Source organism: Phyllobacterium sp. 0TCS1.6A, from assembly GCF_026420825.1.
In the GTDB taxonomy this organism is placed as follows: domain Bacteria; phylum Pseudomonadota; class Alphaproteobacteria; order Rhizobiales; family Rhizobiaceae; genus Phyllobacterium.
Genome location: NZ_JAPMAB010000003.1, coordinates 456,661 through 480,901 on the forward strand (window position 1 = coordinate 456,661; position 24,241 = coordinate 480,901).

A 24,241-nucleotide genomic window follows, 5' to 3' on the forward strand; every position below is an offset into this window, starting at 1 on the left:
AGTATGGATACAGATAGCGCGGCAGCGCGCTCCGTCCGTTTAGATGCGCAGGCGAACATTGCGCCAACATTGGCTCGGCCGTGATTACGACACCGGAGTGAATTCTAGTCGCACGATCGCCCCGCCGGGTTGTTTCGATATAACGATGCGGCCGCCGTGGTGGTCCATGACCTGTTTGACCAGGCTGAGACCCAGGCCAGCACCGGAGGAACGTGGCCGCAGCCGATGAAAGGGTTCAAGCACCCGCTCGTGTTCTTCTCCCGGTATGCCGGGCCCGTTATCCTCCACTTCCACGGAGGGGCCGTTGACCCGCACGATGATCTGGTTCCCGCCATGCTCGACAGCATTCTGGATGAGATTTGTGAGCGCGCGTTCTATCGAATCGGTATTGCCCATGATCATTCCGGGCTGTTGAACGATCACCTCGATGGCCTTACCAGCCGCGATCAGCACCGGTGCCAGATCCGCAGCGACACTGCGGGCGAGCGCGACCAGGTCGATCCGGTCACTCGGCGCGCCATTATCCAACCGATGCAGATCGAGCAGTTGCTCGGATAGCGTCGCAAGCCTTGATATGTCCGGCAAGAGCGACCGCAGGCCTTTGTCGCTCGCGGTGTCGATCTTCATTCTCAAAATAGCGATCGGCGTGCGCAATTCATGAGCGGCCGACGCGATGAAGCGGTTCTGGCGATCATAACCTTCATCGAGACGGTCGAAAGCTTCATTGACAGCGCGGACGAGCGGGCCGATCTCCCTTGGAACCTTGTCTTCCGAAAGACGGATGCCGCGACGCCCGACGTCGATCCGCTCTGCTTCCTCCGCAGTCTTTATGACGCCGGCCAAGGCACGCTTGACGATCATTGGCGTCGCGACGATGGAGACGAGTGCCAGGGCGAGGAATATGGCGGTCGCCACGAGATTGGATGCTATTGTGATGAGCGCCGTGAAGGGTTGGACCCGACCATGCGCAATGATCTTCATATCGCCTGCGGGGCTTGATTCCTGTCGAACGAGGGCGGAAAGGGTAAATGGTTCGAACTGCCCGCGCATGTCTGCCGAAGACAGTTTGTCGAGGTGGGGAACGAGGGGAGCGTACTCCGCCGGCACCTGGCCAAAGGCAACCACATTGCCGTCGCCAAGCCGGGCCGCGAACCAGAGATCCGGCGATTCCTCGCGAAGTTTCGCCAGCTCGGGCGTCACTTCCACTATTGGGGTTCCGGCCGCATCTCGGACGATCGAGTTTGCCGCGACTTTTACGACGGCCTCCTCGACATACATCCCGTCGAGAGCCGAATTGACGAAAAAGATGATGAAGCCAATGGCGGTAGCCGCGACCGCCAGAAACTGGAGGATCAGCTGCCTGGTAACAAGGCGCGTCTTCAACGATGGCTGGCGGCGCTTCAATCCGTTACCCTGAGCAAATAACCCACCCCTCTGACCGTATGAATCTCGACGCCAGCGCCCGAATCGCTGAGTTTTCGACGCAGGCGTGAGACATGGGAATCGAGTATATTCGACTGAATCGTGTCGTCGAAGCCGTAGACCGCTTCCTCAAGAGACTCGCGTAGGACGGTGCGCCCACGCCGGCGCAGCAGTGCGGTTAACACCCTAACTTCCCGTCGCTGCAGATTTAACCGCGTGCCGCGTACTCTGGCTTCGCTATGGGCCATATCGAATACGAGGTCACCGACGAGTATTTCGTCTGGCGCAAGTTCGTTCGGGCGGCGCTGCACTGCCCGAATGCGAGCAAGCATTTCCTCCAGGTCGAAAGGCTTCACCAGGTAATCGTCGGCACCATCGTCGAGCCCGGCTACGCGGTCGCTCAATTCCCCGCGAGCGCTCAATACAATGATAGGCACGCCCGGATTGTCTACCCGCAGTTGTGGAATAAGACTGAGGCCGTCGCCGTCAGGCAGCGTGCGATCAAGCAAAACGAGCTCGTGCACCTGTGACCGGGATGCTTCCCTGGTAAGCGAAATGCTAGTCACCCAGTCGACCACGAAGCGATCACGTTCGAGGGCGCCGCGCATTGCTTTGGCGAACTCCACCTCGTCTTCGACCAGAAGTATCCTCATGCTGGTGTTCCCCCAACGTGGGAAGGTGCGCCTTAATCCGCGAAGAGCACCTCTTGCCACCGAGTTGTAGTTTTCTAATACCGATATGCCGCATTTTTTCTGACTTGCCCAGATTTGACACGTATCTGGGGGCTTCGACGGAAAGCTAGATGACGATCTTCGCCGCAGCCGCGTTATTGACTGAACTTTTTCGTGCATGAGGTGCACGGGTATGGTCAAGAAACTCCCCGGGTCTTCAGAGAATGGAATTGACTAGGTCGGGATGGGACAGATGCTGGCGATGACCTGTTTCAGCGGCCTGTGTGATCGCCTCGAGCACCCGGTGACGATCAAGCGCGACCGCGAAGTCCGGCGCATCGGCGGTTCCATCGCGGAGGTCGGCGGCGAACTGGGCGTAGAGGCGGGCGACACCAGCCGCGGGTGCGTCGAGCTGCAGGTCGGGAGCCGCATACGCGGGCGGGACCTGTAGCCGCTCGACAGGCTCGCTGCCGCGGCGCAAAGTGATAGTCACATCGCCGAAGTGGATGTAGCCCGATGCCGTCTCGACGCGCAGACTGCCTTCGGCGCCTTGGATCTCCCACACCATTGCCGAGCCGGCGGATTGCCCGGCACTGTAGTGCAGCGAAGTGACGATCCCGCCTTCGAGAACGCCGGCGACGACAATCTCGTCCGGCGCGTCCTTCGAAAGGGACGTGCCATCCGAGAGGCGGACACCGTCGCCTCGCTGATTGGCGACGACGGCGGACAGGCTCTCAAATGCGCCGAGTACGTGTGCGAGCGGTTGGAGCGCGTGGCCGAGCATGATGCTTAGAAGCGTGGCGCCATTCTCTGCGCGAGCCATGTACTCGAACGGCGGGTCATATCGGCCGAGCCACATGGCGTCGGTCAAATGCGCTCGGATGCTCGTACTGAGCGGCCTGCCGATCACGCCCTGCCGGACGAGGTCGCGAAGGTAGCGGATCGGCGGGTGGAGGCCGCCCTGCAACCCAATAGCCGTTCGCAGCCGCCGTTCGCGGGCAAACCCCTCCAGCGCTTCCGCTTCCGACAGGTTTCGCGCGAGCGGCCATTCGCAATAGACCATCTTGCCCGCGGCGAGCGCGTCGGAAACGATCTGCTTGTGCTCCGGCACCTTAACCGCAACCACCACCAAGTCGATTTCCGGCCGCAGGACCAGCGCCTGGTGTGTGTCAAAGGCAAGATCGGCGCCTATTCGGCTAGCGGTCGCGTTCGCACTCTCCATACGAGTCGTGCTGACAGCGCGGATCTGGAACGCATCGAGCGTCCGCAGCGCCGGGACGTGAGCAATTCCGCCCCAGCCTCGATCAGCACTGGCGCCGACGATGCCAACGCCGATCCGGGTGTTTGCTGAATATGTCATGTAGGCGTGCTCCTGTCTGGTGCAACCCGGGCAATGCTCACCGTGCTGCTTCACCTTGGTTTCGTTTTCCGGACAAATGCTTGGGCGCATAGCGGGTGACCAATCATTGCCGTTCGCGTTGCGGCTGCGTGGGTTTGAGCCCAAGTAACGCAAACGCAGGTAATTAAACGTGAGTCCAATGGGCCTCGAGTTCGCGCGCGACATCGGCAGGACGCTCTATCATCGGCCAATGTGAGCTGCGCAGCTTCACGACGGCGCGTGCGCGTGTGGCATTGCCGAGCTCGTCGGCGAAGCGGTGCGGTAAAAACGGATCGTCCAGGCCCCAGATCACCAGCGCTGGCGCGGTCATGCTGCTCAAACCCGGCTTCCACTCCGCGCCGACCTCGATTGCGGAACGGTAAAGTGCGAGAATGCTTGCCCGCATAGTGGCATCGAGATGCCGAACCGATTCATCCGCCGCATCTCGCGGCATCTGCGCCTCGACTAGCTTCGTCGCAAATTCCTCGAGGTCGAGGTCCTTCATCCATTGCTCGCCTTCACCTGGCGTCTGCCATATCTTGGCGAGATAGTGCCATAGGTATTCTGGATCGATGGGCCCGCTGATTCCGGTCCAGGTTCGCACCAGATCGGGGCGGATAGACGCGAGGCGCCCCGTCAACAGGCAGCCCCAGTCGTGGCCGACCAAGTCCACGGGTTCGCCGATCTGCTCGACCTGCTTGATCAGCCAGTCGAGATACTCCTCCTTGGTCGAGGCGAAGCCTGATGGCAGCGGCGAGCCAAAGCCCGGGAGATCGAGTGCGACGATATCGGTGCGTGCCAGATGTGAGCGGACGGGATCCCAAAGGCGATGAGTGTCAGGAACACCGTGAACCAGGACTGCCGGCATGAATATCTCCTTGTTGAGCGTTGCCCGTTGTTGAGCGTTGGCAGGAAGATAATCGCCTCGACCGCGTTGCAGTAGCGGGCAGACATGAAACATGGGGTTGCTGTTTGAGGAACCCAGGCGAACGGCAGCCGTGTAACCCGCAAGGATCACGAGCCGCGACTGCTCGGCGCATTCAGAAGCCAGCCCGGATACTCGACCGGCAGGCGGCTAACGGAATCGAGACGCGCCATGTCGTCCGGGTCAAGCTGAACCTCTGTGGCGTGAACGTTCTCGCGCAGCTGCTCGACCCGTTTGGCGCCGATTATGACGGTCGACACCACTGGCTGTTTGAGGAGCCATGCGATCGCGATCTGCGCGGGACTGCGATCGTGCTTGTGGGCAACGTCCTTGAGGACGCGGATCAGCGGCTCACCCCGGACGCGGTCGATCGGGGGGAAGTCGAGTTCGGTCTGCCGTGCGCCTTCGGGATTTCCGCCGTCGGCGTACTTTCCGGTCAGATAGCCTCCGGCGAGCGGGCTCCACACCATCAGGCCCACCTGCTCGGAGGCGAGGAGCGGCAGGATCTCGCGCTCCACGTCCCGGCCGACGAGCGTGTAGTAAGCCTGCAGCGAGGTGATCGGCGCCAGATTTCTCGCGCGCGTAATGCCGATGGCCTTCATGATCTGCCAGGCGGCCCAGTTTGACAGCCCGATGTAGCGAACATCGCCTGTACAAACGAGGGTGTCGAGCGCCACCAGCGTTTCCTCCATCGGGGTCGCCGGGTCGAAGGCATGAATCTGGTAGAGATCGATATGGTCGAGCTCCAATCGGCGCAGACTGGCGCGGCACTCGCTCAGGATGTGAAGCCGCGACGCGCCGCCTCGGTTCGGTCCATCGCCCATGGGCGACGCCACCTTCGTCGCGACAACCACATCGTCCCGCGCCACGCCCAAATTTTTGAGCGATCGGCCCAGGATCTCCTCGCTCCGGCCATGCGCATAGATGTTGGCCGTATCGAAGAGGTTGACGCCCGCATCCAGCGCGGCGCCGATCAGCGCATCCGCATCGTTCTGCCCCAGTCTTCCGACCTGTCCCCACAGACCGTCCGATCCCCCGAAGGTCATCGCACCGAAGCAGAGCTCGGACACGAACAGTCCACTGTTGCCAAGCTTGCGCATCTGCATACTACATCTCCTTGTCTTGACGGCCCGGCGCGTAGAACGTGACGTCGGGTCCCGTTTGAAAATCAGTTCAGCCGAGATCGCTCTGCCGCTCGCCTGTCCGGGCGGCGCGCTCCACCGCAGCAACCAAGCGGCTGTTGCGAAGCGCGTGATCGAACCCCGGCGTCTTGTAAGTGCCCGCGATCAGGTCGCGCGCGAGCGAGGCGTAGACTTCCCCGACGTTGATCGCGGCGCCGGCCCAAAAATCTGCGGCGGTCGGGCCTACACCAGTTGCGATCGGCGTGTCGGGTGGTGTGAACGCGACGGTCGCCGTGAGCTTGAGATCGCCGACCTGTGCGCCGGCGAGGTGATTGCCGGTCAGGGTCAGCCGTCCCTCGGTTCCACGAATTTCGAAAGTGAAGCCCGCGTCTTCGGCCGGAACGCCGGCGAGCACCTGGACCGATACCGGCGCTCCGCTCATGGTCTTGGCGATCAGGTCAAGATGGTCCGGGATCTCGCGGGCCGAGATATCCCCGGTATCGACGACCTCGATCTCCGGCCAGAGGAGCGCGACGCGGGCGTCGACCTCGGTGATGTTGCCAAGAACCGCTTCGATTACATCGAGAACATGGGCGCTCGTGATCGTCATGAAACTCGCGCCCGACGCGGCCTTGTTGAAATAGTCGTAATTGCTCGTCGTCTGAGGTCCGTAGCCGAACGTCGTCGCGTCGACGCGGGCCGACAGCAAGCGTCCAAGCTTGCCGGACGCGACCAGCTCCGCGGCGCGGCGCACAGCCGGATTGTGGCGACCCTGCAATCCGATCGCGGTGTGAAGCGACTTGGACGCAGCCGCCATCGCCTCAGTTTCCGCCAAGGTCGCTCCGAGCGGTGATTCTGAATAAACCGCCTTGCCCGCTTTCAACGCCGCCATTACCAGGTCATGGTGCGCCGGAACCTTCACGGCGACGGTTACGACGTCGATGCTTTCGTCGCGGATGAGTTCATAGGGATCCCCATACCAGCGCTTGGCGCCGAACGCCTCGGCCGCAGCCCTCGCGCTATCTTCCCGGCGTGTCGCCACGCCTGCCAGCACCAGCGATGGCTGCGCCGCAAGCGCGGGGACGTGTGATGCGCCAGCCCAGCTCGCCTGCGTATCCGCGCCGATGATCCCGACACGAAACTTCCTGTCCGTCATGATTATGCTCCAGCATTGATTTTCGAGCGCTCATTGGCGCTGTCGTCTGGCATCTAAACGGGCGGGATCGATATCCTGAAATCGATATCTGATATGCATCATCATCCCTCGCATGGATGACTATTCGTGAACCTGCCTCACTAATATTGCTGTCTGAGGTCGGCGCAGACCTGTTCAGAGCCTTGCCACACGTGCGGGAAGGCGCCGGAAAGGCAGTTGCGGAGCCAGCGCTGCGCCGGATGCGCGTCATTGCGGCGATGCCAGTTTAGGACGAACGGCACGGGGTTCAGCCGCAGCGGAAAGTCCCGCACCGTGAGTTGCTCCGAACAACCCGATCGCCTGACGACGCTCTCGAGAACCGTTGCCACCATGTCGGAAGTGGCGACCAGTTCCGGCGCGCTCGCCATATGCTGAACCGTGACTGCGACCCTGCGCTTCAGGCCTTTGGTGGCGAGCGCGGCGTCGGCCACGTCCAGCCCTTCGTTCTCCGGTGAGACGAGGATGTGCGGCAGCGACAGGAACCCTTCCATATCGAGCGGCTGGTTCGCCGCAGGATGGTCCCTGCGCAGGATGCACACGAAGCGATCCTGAAACAAACGGGCGCTCAGGATTCGGCCGGTCTCGACCGGTGGAAGTCCGACCGCCATGTCAACCTCGCTGGCGTCCAGCAAGCGAGTGGCCTCGTCCCGGCTGCCATAGTCGCGAACCCGAAGGTCAACGGACGGCGCCCGGTCGGCGAGGATCCGGATCAGAGGCGGAAGAACCACGCTTTCGGTATGGCCCGAGAGCCCCAGCGAGAATGTCATCGCCGCAGCAGATGGATCGAACTCTTGCGTGAATTCCAGCGTTTGCTGAATGTTGCGCAGTGCCAGGGAGATCGGCTCCGCCAGTTCCAGCGCGCGTGGCGTGGGTTGAAGTCCGTGGGGTCCCCTGACGAACAATTCGTCCCGCAACAATCCTCTCAGACGATTGAGGGCGGCGCTCATCGCCGGTTGCGTGCGTCCGATACGCTGGCCGGCACGCGTGACGTTCCGCTCGGCGATCAATGCGTCGAGCGCCACAAGCAGGTTGAGGTCAATGCCGTGTAAATGCATCATGTGGATGTATAGTCGCACGTGCCATCAGTGACAGGCATGGGGCTGCCCATCAGTCGATCAGGACAGGAAGGCCCGCCCGCTGCCGCCTCGAATTCCAGCGTGGCGGGCAGGCGCATCGGGAAGAGCCCGGTGCGCACCATCACGTCGACATAGTTGATGCCGATCGCATCCTGGACCAGTCGCACCTGACCCGCCCCGGGTGATCCGACGTCCGTCTCGACGATCTTGAGAACGGCGGGAGTGCCGATCGACTGCATTTCGACTTTTCTGACCATAACCCTTTTCCTTGGAGGGTGCCGCACGACAATCGCGGCGCGACAAAACGTTCCTACGGGTGGGCGACCGGCCGCATCGTGCCGGCATGAGGGAATTTTCCCTGACGGTAAGCGGCATAGTAGCCGGCGAGTTCACTCGCCGATCCCGCAATGAACGGTCCTTGCGCTACCACCTCGATGCCCTGTGGCTGCCCGGCGTAAAGCAGCACCCGCGCGCCGCGATCGCGTGCGCGCATCGTGAGCGAGCTCGTACCACCGCCCACCGGCGCGGTCCAGCCCACCGAGCCTGTGACCAGCTGCTCGCTGGTGACGCCAGCCTCCACCTCGCCATCGATCAAGACGACGAAGGCGTTGTAGGAGGCCGGCAATTGCGGGGCGAAGGCGGCTCCTGCTTCCATATGAACGTCGATCAAGGTGACAGGCACCGCGTTCAAGGTCGGCGCTGCCGCATCCTCCAGCTGACCGCTGTAGACTATCGCCGTGACCCCTGGCTCAGCGTGCACCGGCATATCGGCACGGCGCAGGACCTGCACCCGGGGGCGCATGTTGCGCTGCTCTTCCGGCAGGATCAGCCAGAGCTGGAACAGACGCATCCCCGTCGAGACCGTCGCATTCTCCGAGTGGACGATGCCGCTGCCCGCCGTCATCCACTCCACATCGCCTTCCTCCAGCCGGCCTCCGGTATCCTCCATCGTGCCTTTGAGCATGAAGGTCACGGTTTCGAGGCCGGCATGGGGATGTGCATCGCCGAAACGTCCCTCCAGTGTGATGTTGTCGTCGGCCATCAGGAAGAACGGATCGGTCGAGGCAAGGTCGCCGGGCGCGATCACCAATGCGGCCTTGTGCCGCTCGCCGTCGAAGCCCGGGCCGAGTGGAGGTATGCTTGTGACGCGGTCAATCGATCTCTGCAGCATAATTCTGGTCCTTTTCGTAACTCGGGGCCGAGTTCGCCGCTTTCGGCGCCACCTCGGCATCATCGCCAATCATCTCGGATCGGACCGGCCTCGATCAAGATGGGGGTTCGAGAACCCAGTGTTGCGCAACGAGGAACCCAAAGGTGCGTGAAGAAGTGCAACCGATCGACCAGGGAGATGGACTGAGTTCAGAGTCCTCAGATGATCGAAACATATTGTTACAGGTCGCCGAAGGAAGGCGGCCTGATTCCGCGCTCGCGCTTTGGAGAGCTGTATAATATCTATCTGCCAGTCGACCCTCTCCGCTTACTGCCTCTTGAGCCCGAGGATGACCATCGCGCCAGTAAGGGTCGCCGAAGCCGTATAAAGGATTGTGCCAGTCGAGCCGAAGCCCTCGATGATGAGACCGCCAATTGCCGCGCCTGTCGCTATCGCGACCTGGAAAATCGACGCCAGAAGCGCACCGGCACTTTCGGCATGATCAGGCGCTGCACGTGCATTCCAGATCGAGATCGCAACGGGGAAACCACCGAAGGCAACCCCCCACAGAGCGGTCGCCACGAATGCAACTCCCGCGACGGTGCCGAAAAGGCTGAGCGCAAATGCAGCACTGGCTATCAGGAGTGAGAACAAGGCGACGGCCCAGGCGGGATTGCGCTCGGCGATCACCCCGCCGGCGATATTTCCCAGGAAGCCGCCAAGGCCGAAGACCAGGAGAGCGAGCGAGACAGTCGAAATGTCGAGGCGCGTGATCTCCTCCAAAAAGGGGCGGATGAAGGTGAACCCGGCGAAGTGCCCTGACACGACGAGGAATGCCGTTCCAAAACCGATGGCCACCGAACGACGCGACAGCGCCGCTTTGAAGGAGTTCAGGCCGGGTGCCGCCATGGGTGGCAGCTTAGGAAGGGTTAGTATCTGGATCGCCAGCGCAGCCAAGCCAATGCCGGAGGCGGCGAGAAAAGTGGCGCGCCACCCCCATAGGCCACCAAGATAAGTGCCCAGCGGTGTAGCAAAGACTGTGGCGAGGGAGATACCCATGATGATGATCGAAATGGCCCGCGGCACCTTGTCGGCAGGAACCAAACGCAAAGCCAGCGCCGCCATCATGGCCCAGAAACTTCCAAGAGCGAAACCCAGCATCGCGCGAGCCGCGATGAGTATTAAGATGCTTGATGCATAGGCCGCGAGGACGTTGGAGATGATGAGGATCGCTGTCAAGCCAAAGACAAGCTTTTGGCGGTCTAGCTTGCCTGACATTAAAACAAGAGATGGCCCGGCGATCGCAGCCACTGCGGCTGTGGCCGTGATAGCCTGGCCCACCACGCCCTTGGAGACGCCCAGTTCAGTCGCTATCGGCGTAAGCAGACTGATCGGCAAAAATTCCGCAGTCACCAGCCCAAATGCTCCAAACGCCAGCGATAATACGGCTAGCCACGAAGCGGGTGGCGCTCCAGGGACACCATCGCGCTCTGTTGAATTCGCTATCTCAGACAAGGGATTTTCTCCGGATAGAGGTAGACCTGCCTCAGCGTGAGCCGCGGCGCGGCGCCGTGATCCACCCGACGGCGCATTGCAACCGTATCCATCAAAGCCGCGTTGAGCCATTGACTGGTTGGTGAGGCGTTGAAATTGATGGGGGCGTCGAAGCGAATTCTGGATTTCGCTCCGGCATATTTCAGGATGTGAAACCACCATCAGCCCGAATGTCGGCACCCGTTACAAAGGAGGCTTCTGGACTTGCAAGGAATGCGACAACGCTCGCAATTTCCTGGGGCTTTCCATAGCGGCCCGCTGCGATGCGCGAGATTTGCATAGCGGCAAACTCGCCATCGGCAGGGTTCATGTCAGTGTCGGTTGGGCCCGGATGAACTGTGTTGACTGTGATGCCGCGTGGACCGAGGTCATGAGCCAAGCTCCGGTTGAAGCCGGCGACTGCCCCCTTGGTGAGGCCGTATGCTGACAGCCCAGGAACCCCGGCATATTTCGTGATTGAACTGCCGATCTGTATGATCCGGCCGCCATCCTTCATATGGCGAACGGCTTCCTGCGTGGCAACAAAAACGCCTGTTACGTTGACTGCGAGCATTGCCTGATAGTCATCAAATGCGATTTCGTCGATCGAACCCGCGAAGGCAATACCGGCATTGTTCACCAGAATGTCGAGGCCGCCGAACTTATCGACTGTCGCGGCGACAGCAGCGCGTACTGCATCCGGATTAGCGGCATCAGCGGCGATGGCCAGCGCGCGCGCGCCCATTCTTTCGATGGCGACAGCAACTTCCTCAGCCTTCGCAGGCGATCCGCGATAGGTGAAGGCCACCTGAGCACCATCCGCTGCGAGACGCTGGGCGATTGATGCGCCGATTGATCGCGATCCACCGGTAACGAGTGCGGTCTTGCCGCTCAGTGGAAGGTTCCGAGAAGCGCTCACTTCAGTCATTTCTCACTCCATTTACGTGCCGAGTGTTTCGGTGGAATGATATTCGTGCATTTTTTCCTAGAATATTAGCGGCATATCATTTGGATCATATTCAAGCATCTGTTGATAATGGAAGACTTGATGCGGCCTAGGGGCCACGTTTTTTCGGAGAGTATGACAAGGACGCGTGGACGCTATCTGAGGCTGCCCGCAAATCGGGCGCTAAGACGCTCACTACGGAAATATTCAGTGTAGAAGTCAATGAAAGCGCGGGTTTTCAGCGGTTGGAGCACGCGGGCTGAATAGTAGAGCGAGATAGATCCGGCATCGGCATACCACTTCGGAACGATACGTTCGAGCGCACCACTTTCCATATGCTGCAGCACATCGGGTACGGCCAACAATGCTATGCCCAACCCCGCGATCGCCGCCTGCGCCATGGGCGCGGCGTCGCTCATCACGATCGTTTCGTTGAGCAGCGCGCGCTCTTCGCGCCCTTGGGCGTCGCGCATCATCCATTGCCTAATCCGGCCCGAATTCGAGGACCGCATCAGTATTCCGGCATGATCGGCCAGATCGGCGGGGCTAGTCGGCCGGCGCCGTCCAGCGAAATAACCAGGCGATGCGACCGCGATAACGTGAACCGGTGCGAGCGTCGTGGAAACGATGCCCGGATTGAGTTCGAAACCACCGCCGATCGCGGCGTCAAAACCCTCGGCGATAAGATCGACCTTGCGGCTGTCGAAATGCCAGTCAGGTCTGATGCCCGGATAACGGGCCAGAAAGTCGGGCAGTGCGGGAAGAACGTATCCCATAGCGAACGTTAAACTCATGCTGAGCTTCAGAACGCCGACAGGCTCACCCTTCGTTTGTGATGCCCCGTCGATTGCCCCCTGAAGGTGGTTCAGGCTGTCGCCGATGCTTGCCAGAAAGGACTCCCCCGCCTCGGTCAAGGTCAACTTCCGCGTCGAGCGGTGAAACAGCCGTATGCCAAGGTTCCGTTCCAGCATCGCAACGTTCCGGCTGACTGCGGCCGGTGTAATCGAGAGACGCCGAGCTGCCCCGGAAAAGCTGCTCGCTTCCGCGCTTCGAACGAACGCTTCCAGGTTTGCCAGTGTCTCCATAATAAGCAACCTTCAAACATTGATTGAAACTAAAACAATTCATCTATGACTTATGTTACGTGTATTTGCCAGCCATATTCCAGTCAACAGCAGCGCCGGTTTTCTGCAACGCCAATCGCATCAGGCCAAGGATGCAGCGGAAAACCGACCGTCGCGGATACAATTCTCACCGCACCGTAAAGGACTGGATCATGACCGTTGGAATTATCGGAGCCGGCAATATAGGGGCCGCATTTGCCACGGCGCTCGGCAAGGCAGGAATCGAAGCCGTGGTCGCAAACAGCCGTGGACCGGAAAGCCTCACGACGCTTGTTTCGAAGCTCGGCAGCACAATCCGGGCTGGAAGCCTGCAAGAGGCCGCGGCGCAAGACATCGTTCTCGTGGCAGTCCCGTGGTCAAAGATACCTGCCGCGCTCGCCGGTTTGAACTTCGACGACAGGATCGTAATCGACGCCAACAACTCTATCGAAGCGCCGCTTTACAGGCCGGCGGACCTTGGCGGCCGCACCTCTACGGAAATTTTCACCGCCCTTGTGCCAGGCGCGCGCGTCGTCAAGGCGTTCAACCACCTGACGCCAAAGCAACTGTCGGGCGACCCCCACTCGGAAGGCGGCAGGCGCGTCCTGTTTTATTCGGGCAACGATATGAGGGCGAAGGCAGAGGTCGCCGCCATCATTGATCGCATCGGCTTCTTCGGGATCGATCTCGGCGCGCTTGCGGTCGGCAGCCAGTTGGTTCAGTTCCCGGGCGGCCCGCTGCCCGCTCTCAACCTCGTCAAGTTCGACTGAACATCGCTGCGCTCCATCCGTCTGCAATCGGAAGCGCCGCAAGCCATCTGAAACCCGGAGACGATATCGTGTCAAAATTCATTCAAATGCAGTCAACCGGCGGCCCCTCCGTCCTGCAAATCATCGAGAAAGACCTGCGCGCGCCACGAGCCGGCGAGGTCAGGCTCATTCAGGACACGATCGGCCTCAACTTTGTCGATACGATGATACGAAAAGGCCAGTATCCGATGGCGTTGCCGGCAGTTCCCGGTTTCGAAGCAGCCGGGACGATCACCGAGGTCGGATCCGGCGTCGAGGGGCTGTCGGTCGGCGACCGAGTGGCTTACTTCTTTTCGGAAGGTGCATATGCCACCGAGAGGATCATTCCGACCGCGCCGCTCATCCGCCTGCCCGCCGATATCTCGAACGAGACTGCGGCGACCTTCCTGGCGAAGGGTGGGACGGCCTGGATGGGGATGCGTGGTCTCTACGATCTCAAATCCGCCGACACGGTGCTGGTACTTGGGGCATCGGGAAGCGTTGGAGCAATCCTGTCTCGCTGGGCCAAGTCGCTGGGCGCAACCGTGATCGGCGTCGCCGGATCGCCGGACAAGTTCGACAAGGTCGCGCCCGGTGCCACCCATGCCTTCCACGCTGGCGAGCCGGACATCGCCGCCAAGATCCGCGCGATCGCCCCTGACGGTGTCGACGTCGTCTATGATTTGGTCGGCCGGGCGACCTTCGCGCTAGGCGTGTCAAGCATCCGTGATGGTGGCGTGATTGCCGCTGTTGGAGCCGCGTCTGGTCAGCCAGCGCCGGCGCCCGATCTTGTGCGGCGGGGGGTAGCTGTCCGCAGCGGTGGTTCCCCGCAATACGTCCGGGGACCGGCAGTCGAGATCGCAACTTCTCAGCTATGGGATGCGCTGCGCACAGGAATTTTCAGTGATCTCGAAACCACACGCTATCCGTTCGATGAGATAGCCCGAGCGCATGACGACATGGACAACCGCCGCTTGAGCGGTCTGCCGGTCCTGATCGCGTAACCCGGAAAATAGTCGTACGGCGGCAGGCCGCACGGACGCCCGCCGCAAGGCGGCCGGGCGAAACATTTCCCCTGTCGATAACGAAAGGAACAATCGATGAGTGAATTAGCAGGTAAACGTGCGCTTGTGACTGGCGCGTCCCGCGGCATTGGGGCCGCAATCGCGGTCGCTCTGGCCGAAAAAGGCGCCGACGTTGCGATCACGTACGAACGCGCCGCTGATCGGGCAGCGCAAGTTGTCGCAACGATCGAAGGCAAAGGGCGCAAGGCGTTAGCTATCCAGGCTGATAGCAAGGACCCCGAGGCGGTCAAGCGGTCGGTTGATCAAGCAGCGCAGGCATTGGGCGGCCTCGACATATTGGTGAACAATGCAGCTATCGCGATCTACAAGGATGTGGCGGATTTCACCGTCGCCGAGATCGACGCCCTTTTTGCCGTCAACGCTCGTTCCCCGATCCTGGCAGCGCAAGCCGCGATGCCGTATCTTGGCAAAGGTGGCCGGATCGTCACAATCGGCTCCGCAGGCGCAGAACGCATTGTCGGACCGTCGACGGTTTATTCAATGACCAAATCGGCACTTCAATCATTTACCCGCGGTCTGGCGCGAGAACTTGGCCCTCGCGACATCACTGTCAACCTCATTCAGCCGGGATCAACCAACACGGAAATGAACCCGGCCGAGGGCGAGTTCGGAGATTTCCAGCGTGCCTTAATTCCGCTCGGCCGGTACGGCGAGCCGGAGGATATCGCGGCTGCGGTAGCATTTCTCGCATCTGGTGCGGCCCGACAAATTACCGGAACCATCCTGACCGTTGATGGCGGCACGCTGACCTAAACACACGCCAGCGGGTCCGTGACTTGTAACATTGGAGAGTGGGAGCTAACTTGATACTCTACTAGCTCTCCACTCATGGCTGGCAGCCGCCAAGCCCTGGCCGAGGTGTTACTGCCGCACCGGCCGCGATGGCGATTGGTGGTGCCCTGCTGGTTCTGGCGGCCTGGAGATTGCGCTGACCCGGCGAACGACTCAGATTTCTCGGTCGAACTTCTCGTAGAGGAAATCCACCAATGCCCGCACACGCGCGATACCGGCGCGCGCAGGCGGCATGAATATCTGCAGATCACCCCCTTCGTGCAGGAAATCGGGCAGGACCGCTTCGAGCTCGCCTCGCGCCAAAGGGCCTTCCACCATGAACATTGGAACAAGTACAACCCCCAGACCTGCGCGCGCAGCGGCCAGGAGCATCTGCCCGTTATCGGTGCAGAACCGGGAGTTCATGCGCACGTGCTCCCAGCCGTCGCGGCCCTGAAAGCGCCAACGGCCGGGATCCAGCGCGTAGAGAATGGTGTCGTGCGCCGCCAGGTCAGCGGGAATCGTAGGGCGTCCGCGCGCATCGAGATAGGCGGGGCTGGCAACCACTGCCCAGCGAATCTTGGCAAACTTGCGGGTGATGAGAATCGAGTCCGGAACGGCGCCGGGCCAGATCGCAAGATCATACGCCTCGGCGACCATGTCCACCTGACGATCGGTAAAGCGAACATCGAACTGGATAAGCGGATAGAGAAGCGCGAATTCCGCCAGTAGCGGCGCCAGCAGAAACTCGCCAAAGGCGGCCGGAACCTGAATTCGCAGCTGGCCAGCAATCTCGCTGGTCGACTTGCTGACGACCTCTTGCGCCGATTCCAGTTGCGATAGGCCTGCGGCCGCATGCGCATGATATTCGCGACCAATATCGGTCAACCTCGTGCCCCTCGGCGTGCGGGTCAGCAACTGAGCACCAAGAACGGCCTCGAGCCGGCTGACGCGCCGGCTCACGATAGATTTGACGATGCCGAGGCGCGCGGCAGCATTTGCAATGCTTCCGGTTTCCACCACTCGGATGAATGCGATCACGTCCAACAAGTCAACGGGCTCGGGTTCCGGCATTAGCAACTCCTCGTTTCTGCCTTGGTGGCTACTGCAACACTACAGGATCGGTATTTTCGAGGAAAGGGCAGCGGAAACACCAACCGCCTCGCAATCGAACTCCCTGGAGGCCACCGATGACAAAATCGCGAAACTCTGAAGCAGCGGACATTCCCCGCGATCCGCATGGTCAGAGCGCGATCACGCGTGCTCGCGCTGCCGTGATCGAGCGAAAGGATGCACCTTTCGTGATGCAAGATGTGACACTTGAAACGCCCCGGCCGGACGAGGTGCTGGTCCGCATGGTCGCAACTGGCATCTGTGCGACCGATGCCCATGTCCGGCAACAGCTGATGCCGACGCCACTACCGGCAATCCTCGGCCACGAGGGCGCGGGCATCGTCGAGCGTACTGGAGTATCGGTCGGCCACATCAAGCCTGGCGACCATGTCGTACTTTCCTACCACTCGTGCGGACAGTGCAAACCCTGCCTGTCGTCTCACGCCGCGTATTGCGAGAAAGTGTGGGAAGCCAACTTTGCGGGTGCGCGGTTGGATGGCTCCATCGGTGTCGAGCGGAACGGCGCGGACGACCTGCATGCCCATTTCTTCGGCCAATCCTCGTTCGCGACCTATGCGCTTGCGCATCAGCGCAACACCATCAAGGTGCCCAGCGACATTCCGCTGGAGATTCTAGGGCCGCTCGGCTGCGTCTTCCAGACCGGCGCCGGTGCAATCCTGAAGGCGATGAAAGTGCCGGTCGGTGCCACGGTCGCCGTCTTCGGCGTGGGCGCGGTCGGTCTCGCCGCGATCATGGCCGCCAAGGTCGCCGACGCGGCCACGGTGATTGCCATCGACGTCAATGCAGAACGGCTGGAGTTCGCCAGGGAGCTTGGCGCGACCCACGTCGTCAACGCGGTCGGCCAGGCGGACGTATCCGCGGCGATCCGGAAGATCGAGCCGAGGGGCGTCGAGTTCGTCCTGGACACCAGCGGGCGTGCCGCCAATCTCGATGCGGGGGTTGGTGCCCTCGCGCCGATGGGACATTTCGGCTTCGTCGCCTTCAACGCCCATTCGGGCGCGATGGTGGACGCATCGCGTCTGACAGTCGGGCAGACGCTCCAGGGTATCATTCAAGGCGATGCCGTGTCGGCCCTGATGATCCCTGAACTGATCGGCCTCTACCGCACGGGTCGGTTTCCGTTCGACCGCCTGATCACCTTCTACGACTTCGCGGACATCAACCAGGCGTTCGAAGACGTCGCCGCCGGTCGCGTCATCAAGGCGGTCCTCCGGTTCGGCGCCACGGACGCCTGAGCGTTCCGCGCGACTCCCAATTCATCAGCAAAGGAAGCGGATCATGTGCAACAATCATCAGAAAGCCATCAATGCCAGCGATACACCGACATTCTTCGCGATCGACAATTACGGCTTTCCCGAAGCGGGTGAGCATCCGGCCGATCCCCCGAACTACTATCCATCCTATTTCACTAGTGAGCGCTTCCAGAAGCTGGGCTACCATGTCGAGGAGCTGCGTGGCGGCTTCTACTGGGTTACCAGCGGTGGCTATGATGCGGCGTTCGTGGTGACGGACGACGGAGTGATCGCGATCGATGCCCCGCCGACGATCGGCGAGAACATGCTCGCAGCGATCGAGGATGTCACCGACAAGCCCGTGACACATGTCATCTACAGCCACTGGCATACCGATCATATCGGCGCTGCCTCCGTGTTCGGGCCGAACGTCGAGATCGTCGCTCACGAGATCACCAAGGAACTGCTCGAGAGGTTTCCCGATCCGAACCGTCCGATCCCGACCCTCACCTTTGACAAGGAACATACGCTGACGGTCGGCGGCGTGACGTTGGAGCTGTCGTACAAGGGTGAGAACCACTGCCCCGGGAACATCTTCATCTACGCGCCGGCGCAGAAGGTGCTGACCGTCATTGACATCATCAGCCCCGGCAGCGCCACCTTCATGCACTGCGACGCTTCGCAGAACATAACCGGCTGGTATCAGGCCCAGGAACAGCTCCTCGAGTTCGACTTCGACTTCCTCGTGGCCGGTCACCACATGAAGTACGGCACGCCTGAGACGGTCAAGGCGTCGATTGAATATTTCGCCGACGTCCTTGATGGCGCGCAAGCGGCCGTCGACCGGTTCTCGCGGTCGGATGCCCTGATCAGCATCTTGGACGGCGCCGGCTGGGACAAAGTGTTCGTCGGCACCGAGAACTGGATCAACTCGATGGCGAACTACGCCACCAAATATGTACTCGAAAAGCGCAGCAGCAACGGCCAGCTTTGGTCGGAGCGGCTCGCCGGCGTGACTACACAGACCAAGTATCACGCCTACACTGTGCTCGAATCGATCCGTCTTGAACGCCCGCGTCCCAACTATCGCCGGCGCGGCGAAAACGCTCCGCCTTTTCTGACCTGATCCCCGACGCGGTCTGTGCCCGCTGAAGCTAAGGACTTTCAGATGACGACTTATTCGGCCAAGAATTGATCAATGGCGCGTTCGTTTCGTCGGCGAGCCTTGGCATCTCGATCAATTCGGCGACCTACGAACGCATCGGCGAATATCCGGATGATGGCGGCGCGGCTGCCCGCGCTCCTTGTCGAAAGCGCCAATGTGCCGACGATCAGCTTCACGGGAAGCACGAAGACCGGCGTTGGGATCAGTCGGTCGGGGCGCGCCGAATGAAACGCTTCGGACTTGAATTAGGGGGAAAAGCGCCAATGATCGTGTTCGACGACGCCGACATGTAGCCTGTTCTGGAAAAGGCGCTGACGGTATTCGAAGGCCAGTTCTGCATGACGGGCTCGCGGCTGCTCGTATAGGAAGTGATATTTGACACCCGTCGCGCGATGGCGAGCGCTGACACGGCCGCTATCCATTCGCGCGGGGGCCCAATCCCTGGTTGCGAGGAAACGCTGAGAGCGATGGCCAGTGGGTCGTGAAGGACCCCCTCGGAGCTTAGCACTCGACACCAGGCCCGCACGTCGCACCGCTGAGACGCGGATCTCGCAGCTGCTAAATGCCCTGTGAAAATACGCGCCGGTATTGTCCCTCAGGATGCGGCAGTTTCAACCGCAATTCCCGAGTATCAGCATTTCGCTCACAGAAATTTCGCCGCTGGAAGTGCGCTACACCGTGGCAATGGGTGATCTCGATATCGCTTCTGTGACTCGGACCGGAGAACTTTCCGGGGTGTGTCACGTTGATTCTCCGTCAACCGCTGTGCGGTAGTTGTTGCAGATGAACCAGACATCCCAACCCGCGCAAATCTATCCGCTTCACAAATCCTCATCCATCGCCGAATGGCCTTGGCCGAATGGAGTGCTGTGGCTCATCAACCCACCTGAGAGCCCGAATACCGGTCTGCCGCACTCTAATTTAAACAACGTGACAACGCCGCTGGCGGTCGTCAACCCCATAGCCTGAGCGAGATTCCGGATCGACGTCGTTTCGAATCCTCGTCCCAGAGCTGCTCCACGGCAAGCTCCAGCACCTTTTCTTCGTCAAACTCTCTCGGCCGGGTCATGGGTCTATCTCTCGGGAATGTGATTATGGCTCCACGATAGCCTGGAACTTTATGCGATACATTTTATAACGAGTGATTTAGAACAGGGTAGAACGCAGCCCGGCGCACGCATTTTTGCAATCGCGCTGACACGTCCAAGACACAGGGAGATAATGACAATGGGCCTCGAGCAGGAGCTTGCTGATTTCAACGGGAAGTTCGAGGCAAGCGCACCTTCCGGTGCAGCAGCATTTCTGAATTCAAAGATTGGGAAACTGATGATCGATTTTCCGTTCGATCGCGTTCTCAAGCCCGGTGATCTGGCCCCTGAATTCCGCTTGCCGGGTGGAACGGGCGAGACGATCTCCTTGTTTGAGACACTGGCCGACGGTCCGATTGTTCTGATGACAGAGAAGAATAATCTCACTTTCGACGTCCTCAGCGATATCGGCAATGTGGTCGCGCGCAAATTCGGGCTCGTCTACAAAATGCCTGACGATCTCAAGGCGGCGTATTCCTCATTCGGTGTCGACCTCATGGTGATTAATGGAGATGAGAGCTGGGAGCTGCCGAAGCCGATTACCACAAGTGCCTCTCTCCAGAAGCAATTGTCGATGCACTGAGGGCGGCTGAAGCTGCCGAGGCCGAACCACCCTGAAGAAGAAACGAGGTAAAATCATGAATCTCGAAGGCAAGCGTGTTCTCGTCACCGGTGGCACCAGTGGCATTGGCTTCGCCATTGCGCGTGCCATGCTGGCGAAAGGGGCTCGTGTCGCCGTTACCGGGCGAAACCCGGAGCGGCTGGCTCGGGCTGTCAAGGATCTTCAGGAGAATGGGTGGCCGGTTACCGGCATCCAGGCGGATGTCGCCGCCACGGAGGGCCGATCCCGGTCCCTCGACAAGGCCATTGAGGTGCTTGGCGGGCTCGATGTTCTCGTCAACAACGCCGGCGGCGTGCGCGCCGGTCGTCTCGAGAAGACGACGGAGGTGGAGATAAGGACTATGGTCGAGGTCGACCTTGTTGCTCCCATTCTCCTGACGCAGGCTGCTCTTCCTCACCTGCGCGCGTCCGGGGACGGACTCGTCGTCAACGTCACCTCCGGCATGGCGTTGATCGGTGCACCGTTCTACGCCACCTATGCTGCGGTAAAGGCGGGGCTCTCGCGCTTCGGGGAGGCGCTGCGCCGGGAGTTGACGGGCGAAGGCGTTCGCGTCGTGACGCTCTATCCCGGCGCGACGGACACCCCGATGATGCATTCCTCAAAGGCTGGGCCCGAACTTGGGTTCACGCGAGAACCGGCGGAGGCGGTCGCCAATGCACTGATCGAAGGAATTGAAGCCAATTTGCTCGAGGTGATCCGCGGCGGAGAGGCCCGTGCAAAGATGATTGCGGCCAACCGGGATGATCCGGCGGCGATCGATGAACGGTTTCTGACGATGAAATCTGCGCTCGAAGAGGCGGTATGCGGCCATTCGGCGCTCTGAGGGAGGAAGTGATCGTGACCAAGGTAGCATTGTTCGTACAATTGAAGGCGAGGACCGGAAAGGAAGAGGAAGTCGCAGGCCTCCTTACGAGCGCGCAAGCCCTGCTCGCCGATCGTCTTCCCGGCTCACAAGTTGGTCCGGAGTCGGGCGAGGCCCAGATTCGGATGCATCAGTAACGCAGCTTTTGATCTTCTATCCCTGACGGAGCCCCCATGATCCGCTTCTATTTTCATCCAACGCCCAATCCTGCGAAAATCGCCCTCTTCCTGGAAGAGGCGGAGCGTTCCTATGAGATGGTCCCCATCGACACAAGTAAGGGCGAGCAGCATATGCCGGCGTTTCGCGCCATCAATCCGAATGGCAAGGTGCCGGCCATCATCGACACGGACGGCCCAGGCGGAAGAGAGACACGCGTCTTCGATTCCACGGCCATCCTGATCTATCTTGCCGAAAAGACCGGCCAGTTTCTCGGTTCACCGGAAGATCGGCCGGAGCTTCTTTCGTGGCTGATGTTTCTCGCTTCCGGCCTAGGGCCATTCTCAGGGCAGGCGGTGCATTTCCAGCACGCGGCGCCGGAAGGGCTCGACTATGCCGTCAACCGCTATCGCCGCGAGATCGAGCGTCATTATCAGGTCCTCAACGATCATCTTGAGGGCCGAAACTTCATCGTCGGAGATACTTATACGATTGCCGACATGTCTGCGTGGGGATGGCTGGATCGGGCCTCGCGCGTCCTCAAGGGGCTTGAGGATCCGCTTGCCGCATATCCGAACCTGAAGCGGCTCTTCGAAACGGTCGATGCGCGTCCTGCCGTCTCTCGCGCCAGGCAGGTCGGCAAAGATCATTCCTTCAAGCGCGTCAACGACGAAGAAACCAAGCGGGCGCTTTTCCCGTCGAACTATGCTCCCGTCGCATGAACGGGGAATAATGGAGAACGTGATGTCAGAGACAGCGGGATACAATCCTCCAAAGATCTGGACCTGGAACAAGCCGAGCGGCGGCGCCTTCGCCAGCATCAATCGGCCGATCGCAGGTGCGACACATGAAAAGGGGTTGCCGGTCGGCCGTCATCCCCTCCAGCTCTATTCGCTGGGAACGCCGAACGGTGTGAAGGTCACCATTATGCTGGAAGAGCTGCTGGCACTTGGGCACAGGGGCGCCGAATATGACGCCTGGCTGATCAAGATCGGCGATGGGGATCAATTTGCCAGCGGTTTCGTCAACATCAATCCCAATTCGAAGATCCCGGCTCTGCTGGACCGCAGTGGCGAAAAGCCGGTCCGCGTTTTCGAATCGGGCTCGATCCTGATGTATCTCGCTGAAAAATTCGGCGCCTTCCTGCCGAGCGAGCCAGCGACCCGCGCCGAATGCCTCTCATGGCTTTTCTGGCAAATGGGCAGCGCGCCCTATCTCGGTGGCGGCTTCGGGCATTTCTACTCCTATGCTCCCATGAAGATTGAATATGCGATCGACCGATTTGCCATGGAGGTGAAGCGCCAGCTCGACGTCCTCGATCGTCGTCTGGCCGAAAGCGAATACGTGGCTAGCAGCGACTACACCATTGCCGATATTGCCATCTGGCCATGGTATGGTGGCCTCGCCAAGGGCTGGCAATACGGCGCGGCCGAATTCCTGCAGGTGCAGGATTACAAGAACGTTCAGCGCTGGGCCGAGCAAATCTACGCGCGTCCTGCGGTCAAGCGTGGCCGCATGGTCAATCGCATGACGGGCGATCCGTCGGAGCAGCTACGCGAACGCCACGACGCCAGCGATTTCGAGACAAGGACGCAGGACAAACTGACTGAGACCGAAGGGAAGGACTAGCTGCAGCCTTGGTGTCGGCCTATTACAACCGTACCTTCAAGCCCTTATCCGCCCGTGGCAGCGAAAACGAGGTTTTGCAGCACGGGCGTTTCGGCAAGCAGGGATTCGACTCCATTCCACACATAGGGTGTTTATCGATATGCGATAGCTGCGCTCGATAACCCGGCCAAGTCCAAACGCTCCGTTCGAGCGAATCCAGCGTCGCGACACCATCCATTGAATTGCGCGAAGGTGAAATTGTACCCGCCCGGCGTTTCAATCAGCATGTTGAGCGACATTAGCAATGCGCTGGCATTCGTGCGCCGGGCATCGTCAATGATCTCCTCGATAACAACAAAGGCACCGCCAGCCGGCAGAGCTTCCCATGCCTTGCGAATAAGCATTTCTTTGGTCGACGTGTCCCAGTCATGCAAGATGTTGCCCATCAGGATTACGTCCGCCTTTGGCAAAGAATCGACCATAAAATTTCCATTCCTTGCCTCGATACGTTCCGTCAGCCCTGCAGCTTCAATTCTCCGACGAGCGACATCGGTTACAGGTTCGAGATCCATACTGATGCAACGAACATGCTTATGCCGTTCACAAATCGCGATCGACTGCAAGGCTCCCGAGCCGCCGACATCGCAGATGCTTTGATGGGAGCCGAAATCAAACCGTTCGCTTAACAGTTTGAAATTGCCACGCTGGAGGCCTCCCATTGCGTCAACGAACTCTTCTAGCACACGTGGGTCTGCGGTCAGCGCTGTGAACAAATCTGGAGAGTGTTCATCACGAACCTCGTTTTGCGGCTCTCCCGACGTCAAGGCATCGGTCAAACGTGCCCAAAAAGGATACAGTCGATTGTTTGCCATGCGCAGGACTCCGCCGATATAAGCCGGACTTGAAGAAACAAGGAATTCAGAAGCTTCAGCGGAATTGCCATAGCGAGCATCCGGCCCGTCACCATCACGCTCAAGAAGGCCAAGGGCAACGAGAGCGTCGAAGAAATCGGCGGCAGAGCGTGGATGCAACCCTAATTTGTCGCGTAGCGCCCTGTGCGGAAGAGACCCATCGCCCAGCGTCTCGAACAGATCGAGCTCAACGGCGCTCAGCAGGGTCTTGGATGCAAAGAAGCCCGTCCCAATTTGAAGTATCTTCGAAGGCGAAAGCTGCAATGTTATGCTCCTCACTTGATCGTCGGATTTGATTA

The 24,241-nt window shown here is 60.3% G+C and carries 24 protein-coding genes; 10 read left to right on the forward strand and 14 right to left on the reverse strand.

All coding sequences use genetic code 11. The annotated features are described in order from the left end of the window. Positions 1-84: 84 nt before the first annotated feature. From OSJ75_RS10425 to OSJ75_RS10480, 12 genes are all read right to left on the reverse strand, one after another. Positions 85-1,404 carry a sensor histidine kinase gene (locus tag OSJ75_RS10425; RefSeq protein ID WP_267227912.1) on the reverse strand — a complete coding sequence of 440 codons (1,320 nt, stop codon included), beginning with the start codon at positions 1,402-1,404 and terminating at the stop codon, positions 85-87. Further along, a complete protein-coding gene (locus tag OSJ75_RS10430; RefSeq protein WP_267227914.1) occupies positions 1,401-2,075 on the reverse strand; it encodes a response regulator transcription factor in 675 nt (224 codons plus the stop codon). Before OSJ75_RS10430 ends, OSJ75_RS10425 begins: the two co-directional genes overlap by 4 nt. 235 nt (positions 2,076-2,310) lie before the next feature. After that, positions 2,311-3,453 (reverse strand): Gfo/Idh/MocA family protein, encoded by a 1,143-nt coding sequence (locus tag OSJ75_RS10435; protein ID WP_267227915.1) that lies wholly within the window; start codon positions 3,451-3,453, stop codon positions 2,311-2,313. A gap of 163 nt (positions 3,454-3,616) precedes the next feature. After that, entirely contained in the window at positions 3,617-4,339 is a 723-nt protein-coding gene (locus OSJ75_RS10440; protein WP_267227916.1) for an alpha/beta fold hydrolase, read from the reverse strand. 146 nt (positions 4,340-4,485) lie between these two features. Next, positions 4,486-5,502 carry an aldo/keto reductase gene (locus tag OSJ75_RS10445; RefSeq protein WP_267227917.1) on the reverse strand — a complete coding sequence of 339 codons (1,017 nt, stop codon included), beginning with the start codon at positions 5,500-5,502 and terminating at the stop codon, positions 4,486-4,488. Positions 5,503-5,569: 67 nt separating this feature from the next. After that, complete coding sequence (locus OSJ75_RS10450) at positions 5,570-6,673, reverse strand: Gfo/Idh/MocA family protein (RefSeq protein ID WP_267227918.1); 1,104 nt, start codon at positions 6,671-6,673, stop codon at positions 5,570-5,572. 140 nt (positions 6,674-6,813) lie between these two features. Further along, complete coding sequence (locus OSJ75_RS10455; RefSeq protein ID WP_267227919.1) at positions 6,814-7,770, reverse strand: LysR family transcriptional regulator; 957 nt, start codon at positions 7,768-7,770, stop codon at positions 6,814-6,816. After that, on the reverse strand, positions 7,767-8,045 hold the full coding sequence (locus tag OSJ75_RS10460) for a hypothetical protein (protein WP_267227920.1): 279 nt from the start codon (positions 8,043-8,045) through the stop codon (positions 7,767-7,769). Before OSJ75_RS10460 ends, OSJ75_RS10455 begins: the two co-directional genes overlap by 4 nt. A gap of 53 nt (positions 8,046-8,098) precedes the next feature. Continuing rightward, positions 8,099-8,959: a pirin family protein gene (locus tag OSJ75_RS10465; protein ID WP_267227921.1), complete on the reverse strand. Its 861-nt coding sequence runs from the start codon at positions 8,957-8,959 to the stop codon at positions 8,099-8,101. A gap of 306 nt (positions 8,960-9,265) precedes the next feature. Next, positions 9,266-10,453: an MFS transporter gene (locus tag OSJ75_RS10470; RefSeq protein WP_267227922.1), complete on the reverse strand. Its 1,188-nt coding sequence runs from the start codon at positions 10,451-10,453 to the stop codon at positions 9,266-9,268. Between the two features lie 181 nt (positions 10,454-10,634). After that, complete coding sequence (locus OSJ75_RS10475; protein ID WP_267227923.1) at positions 10,635-11,399, reverse strand: 3-oxoacyl-ACP reductase family protein; 765 nt, start codon at positions 11,397-11,399, stop codon at positions 10,635-10,637. 173 nt (positions 11,400-11,572) lie between these two features. Continuing rightward, the gene (locus OSJ75_RS10480; protein WP_267227924.1) at positions 11,573-12,502 is read right to left on the reverse strand and encodes a LysR family transcriptional regulator; all 930 of its coding nucleotides are present in this window, start codon (positions 12,500-12,502) and stop codon (positions 11,573-11,575) included. Positions 12,503-12,633: 131 nt separating this feature from the next. Between OSJ75_RS10480 and OSJ75_RS10485 the strand changes: the two genes are divergently transcribed. From OSJ75_RS10485 to OSJ75_RS10495, 3 genes are all read left to right on the forward strand, one after another. Continuing rightward, complete coding sequence (locus OSJ75_RS10485; RefSeq protein ID WP_416362544.1) at positions 12,634-13,290, forward strand: NADPH-dependent F420 reductase; 657 nt, start codon at positions 12,634-12,636, stop codon at positions 13,288-13,290. Positions 13,291-13,358: 68 nt separating this feature from the next. Beyond that, complete coding sequence (locus tag OSJ75_RS10490) at positions 13,359-14,312, forward strand: zinc-binding dehydrogenase (protein WP_267227926.1); 954 nt, start codon at positions 13,359-13,361, stop codon at positions 14,310-14,312. A gap of 96 nt (positions 14,313-14,408) precedes the next feature. After that, complete coding sequence (locus OSJ75_RS10495; RefSeq protein WP_267227928.1) at positions 14,409-15,146, forward strand: SDR family NAD(P)-dependent oxidoreductase; 738 nt, start codon at positions 14,409-14,411, stop codon at positions 15,144-15,146. Positions 15,147-15,338: 192 nt separating this feature from the next. Here the strand turns inward: OSJ75_RS10495 and OSJ75_RS10500 are convergent, their stop codons facing one another. Beyond that, positions 15,339-16,238 carry a LysR family transcriptional regulator gene (locus OSJ75_RS10500; protein ID WP_267227929.1) on the reverse strand — a complete coding sequence of 300 codons (900 nt, stop codon included), beginning with the start codon at positions 16,236-16,238 and terminating at the stop codon, positions 15,339-15,341. A 116-nt stretch (positions 16,239-16,354) separates the two neighbouring features. Between OSJ75_RS10500 and OSJ75_RS10505 the strand changes: the two genes are divergently transcribed. The 7 genes from OSJ75_RS10505 to yghU all read left to right on the forward strand — a co-directional run bounded on the left by OSJ75_RS10505 (position 16,355) and on the right by yghU (position 23,052). Further along, a complete protein-coding gene (locus OSJ75_RS10505) occupies positions 16,355-17,533 on the forward strand; it encodes an NAD(P)-dependent alcohol dehydrogenase (protein ID WP_267227931.1) in 1,179 nt (392 codons plus the stop codon). 43 nt (positions 17,534-17,576) lie between these two features. Continuing rightward, positions 17,577-18,656 carry an MBL fold metallo-hydrolase gene (locus OSJ75_RS10510; protein ID WP_267227932.1) on the forward strand — a complete coding sequence of 360 codons (1,080 nt, stop codon included), beginning with the start codon at positions 17,577-17,579 and terminating at the stop codon, positions 18,654-18,656. 65 nt (positions 18,657-18,721) lie between these two features. Further along, positions 18,722-18,988: an aldehyde dehydrogenase family protein gene (locus tag OSJ75_RS10515; protein ID WP_267227933.1), complete on the forward strand. Its 267-nt coding sequence runs from the start codon at positions 18,722-18,724 to the stop codon at positions 18,986-18,988. 934 nt (positions 18,989-19,922) lie between these two features. Further along, positions 19,923-20,366 (forward strand): hypothetical protein, encoded by a 444-nt coding sequence (locus OSJ75_RS10520; protein WP_267227934.1) that lies wholly within the window; start codon positions 19,923-19,925, stop codon positions 20,364-20,366. Positions 20,367-20,421: 55 nt separating this feature from the next. Next, positions 20,422-21,228: an SDR family NAD(P)-dependent oxidoreductase gene (locus tag OSJ75_RS10525; RefSeq protein ID WP_267227935.1), complete on the forward strand. Its 807-nt coding sequence runs from the start codon at positions 20,422-20,424 to the stop codon at positions 21,226-21,228. A 212-nt stretch (positions 21,229-21,440) separates the two neighbouring features. Further along, positions 21,441-22,145, forward strand: a complete 705-nt coding sequence (locus tag OSJ75_RS10530) for a glutathione S-transferase family protein (protein ID WP_267227936.1) — start codon at positions 21,441-21,443, stop codon at positions 22,143-22,145. A gap of 22 nt (positions 22,146-22,167) precedes the next feature. Next, a complete protein-coding gene (yghU, locus tag OSJ75_RS10535) occupies positions 22,168-23,052 on the forward strand; it encodes a glutathione-dependent disulfide-bond oxidoreductase (RefSeq protein ID WP_267227937.1) in 885 nt (294 codons plus the stop codon). 131 nt (positions 23,053-23,183) lie between these two features. Here yghU and OSJ75_RS10540 read toward each other — a convergent pair whose 3' ends face one another. Continuing rightward, positions 23,184-24,206, reverse strand: coding sequence for a methyltransferase (locus tag OSJ75_RS10540; RefSeq protein ID WP_267227938.1), 1,023 nt, complete (start codon positions 24,204-24,206; stop codon positions 23,184-23,186). Positions 24,207-24,241: the final 35 nt, after the last annotated feature.

Bases quoted from the DNA above. Each gene is read 5' to 3' on its own strand.
- OSJ75_RS10450 (WP_267227918.1), bottom strand. From the start codon at position 6,673: ATGACGGACAGGAAGTTTCGTGTCGGGATCATCGGCGCGGATACGCAG.
- OSJ75_RS10480 (WP_267227924.1), bottom strand. From the start codon at position 12,502: ATGGAGACACTGGCAAACCTGGAAGCGTTCGTTCGAAGCGCGGAAGCG.
- OSJ75_RS10495 (WP_267227928.1), top strand. From the start codon at position 14,409: ATGAGTGAATTAGCAGGTAAACGTGCGCTTGTGACTGGCGCGTCCCGC.
- OSJ75_RS10440 (WP_267227916.1), bottom strand. From the start codon at position 4,339: ATGCCGGCAGTCCTGGTTCACGGTGTTCCTGACACTCATCGCCTTTGG.
- OSJ75_RS10530 (WP_267227936.1), top strand. From the start codon at position 21,441: ATGATCCGCTTCTATTTTCATCCAACGCCCAATCCTGCGAAAATCGCC.
- OSJ75_RS10525 (WP_267227935.1), top strand. From the start codon at position 20,422: ATGAATCTCGAAGGCAAGCGTGTTCTCGTCACCGGTGGCACCAGTGGC.
- OSJ75_RS10505 (WP_267227931.1), top strand. From the start codon at position 16,355: ATGACAAAATCGCGAAACTCTGAAGCAGCGGACATTCCCCGCGATCCG.
- OSJ75_RS10460 (WP_267227920.1), bottom strand. From the start codon at position 8,045: ATGGTCAGAAAAGTCGAAATGCAGTCGATCGGCACTCCCGCCGTTCTC.
- yghU (WP_267227937.1), top strand. From the start codon at position 22,168: ATGTCAGAGACAGCGGGATACAATCCTCCAAAGATCTGGACCTGGAAC.
- OSJ75_RS10510 (WP_267227932.1), top strand. From the start codon at position 17,577: ATGTGCAACAATCATCAGAAAGCCATCAATGCCAGCGATACACCGACA.
- OSJ75_RS10435 (WP_267227915.1), bottom strand. From the start codon at position 3,453: ATGACATATTCAGCAAACACCCGGATCGGCGTTGGCATCGTCGGCGCC.
- OSJ75_RS10445 (WP_267227917.1), bottom strand. From the start codon at position 5,502: ATGCAGATGCGCAAGCTTGGCAACAGTGGACTGTTCGTGTCCGAGCTC.
- OSJ75_RS10455 (WP_267227919.1), bottom strand. From the start codon at position 7,770: ATGATGCATTTACACGGCATTGACCTCAACCTGCTTGTGGCGCTCGAC.
- OSJ75_RS10430 (WP_267227914.1), bottom strand. From the start codon at position 2,075: ATGAGGATACTTCTGGTCGAAGACGAGGTGGAGTTCGCCAAAGCAATG.
- OSJ75_RS10485 (WP_416362544.1), top strand. From the start codon at position 12,634: ATGCAGCGGAAAACCGACCGTCGCGGATACAATTCTCACCGCACCGTA.
- OSJ75_RS10465 (WP_267227921.1), bottom strand. From the start codon at position 8,959: ATGCTGCAGAGATCGATTGACCGCGTCACAAGCATACCTCCACTCGGC.
- OSJ75_RS10500 (WP_267227929.1), bottom strand. From the start codon at position 16,238: ATGCCGGAACCCGAGCCCGTTGACTTGTTGGACGTGATCGCATTCATC.
- OSJ75_RS10520 (WP_267227934.1), top strand. From the start codon at position 19,923: ATGGGCCTCGAGCAGGAGCTTGCTGATTTCAACGGGAAGTTCGAGGCA.
- OSJ75_RS10475 (WP_267227923.1), bottom strand. From the start codon at position 11,399: ATGACTGAAGTGAGCGCTTCTCGGAACCTTCCACTGAGCGGCAAGACC.